This window comes from Pseudomonas huaxiensis, assembly GCF_003231275.1.
Classification (GTDB): domain Bacteria; phylum Pseudomonadota; class Gammaproteobacteria; order Pseudomonadales; family Pseudomonadaceae; genus Aquipseudomonas; species Aquipseudomonas huaxiensis.
Genome location: NZ_QKVL01000128.1, coordinates 1 through 1,438, shown reverse-complemented (window position 1 = coordinate 1,438; position 1,438 = coordinate 1). Strand labels below are relative to the sequence as shown.

Genomic DNA, 1,438 nt, shown 5'->3' with positions numbered 1-1,438 from the left:
CCTGCGACGGCGGAAATATCACCGCCCGTAGCCGGGACCCCCCAGGCCACCACCTTGCCATCCCGGCACAACGCAGCGAAACTCCAGGAACTGCCCACCACCTGGACGATGTTCGACAACCGGGCGATAGGCTCAGGGACAGCCCCACCATTTGTCGGATTTCCCCAAGCGACAACGCTCCCATTGCTCAGGCGGGCACAGAATGCGTGCCAGGTGCTGGAGACCTCCACCACATTGGTCATGCTCTGGATAGTTTCCGGCACCGTTCCGCCGTGCGAAGCCGCGCCCCAGCCACGCACCGCGTTGGTCGCCAGCAAGATGCTGAACGCCTGTGCGGTGGCAGCCCCCAACGCCTTGACGTTGGTCAGTTGGGCAATTTCCGGTGGCGCCGCACCACCGTAGGTAGGGCTGCCCCACGCAATCACGCTCTGCGAGCCACCACCGTCACGCAGCGCGGCAAAGGCTCCGTAACTGCCGATGACCTGAACGATGTCACTCATGTCTCCCTGCCCGGGCAGCAACACCCCGCCGTGAGCCGCATTGCCCCACGCCACGACATGCCCGGTGGCACGCCTGGCCGCAAAGGCCATTCCCGCTCCGTACAACTCCACATAGTCCTTGTGCAGCTCGACCTCCGGCGGCACCGGAACGCCCGAGCCCGCCGTGCCCCACGTAATAAGCCGTCCGTCACGTTTCTGCCCGACGAATGCGCCGGAATTGCTTCTGACCTGAACGTAATCCCCACTCTCACCAGGCGGCATGGTGCCACCGCCGCCGGCAGTCCCCCAGCACACCACACTGCCGTTACGCCGACGCGCCGCATAGGCGTTACTGGTACAGGAGACCTCGACTATGTCCCTGATGGTGATTATGGTCGGGTCCAGTGCTCCACCATGGGCCGCGTTACCCCAACCGACCATATCGACTTCCTTCTCAGTCCCCACCGTCACCTCATCGCGCATGGCGATGAACGCTGCCGCACCGTTTGCTGTGGTATCGACACCATTGCCGATGATATTGGCCGGGTTGAGCAGTACCGCGTCACTGGAGGTGCGCACATACAGTTTTAACCACGGTTTGTTGTCGAACCAACGGGGCTTGGCCGTCCAGACCTGGCTGTCTTCGTAACGCCACTCGGCCAGCATCGGCTGCAGGGTCGTGCGGTGAAAGGCACTGAGCATTCTTGGCGCACTTGATGCGCGGTAAGTACTGGCATTGAAGCGAGCCCCCATGACCAGCAAAGGGCCAGAGCCGATCTCGCGGTTGACGTTGTACGGATTGACCGGCGATTCCTCCTCGGGCCCGCCTGCACTACGGGCGACTTTATATTTGAGATGAATGACCTGTCCTGCATTGGCGTTGATCACCGCATAAGGCACGGTGACCCGGACCGGTTGCCCTGCTCCGCCAACCGGCACAACATACTGAGTTTCATAGT

1 protein-coding gene is annotated in these 1,438 nt (G+C 62.2%); it reads right to left on the bottom strand.

From position 1 onward, the window contains the following. Positions 1-1,438 (bottom strand): RCC1 domain-containing protein (locus tag DM374_RS32510; RefSeq protein ID WP_404821407.1); only part of this gene is annotated, 1,438 nt, incomplete at both ends.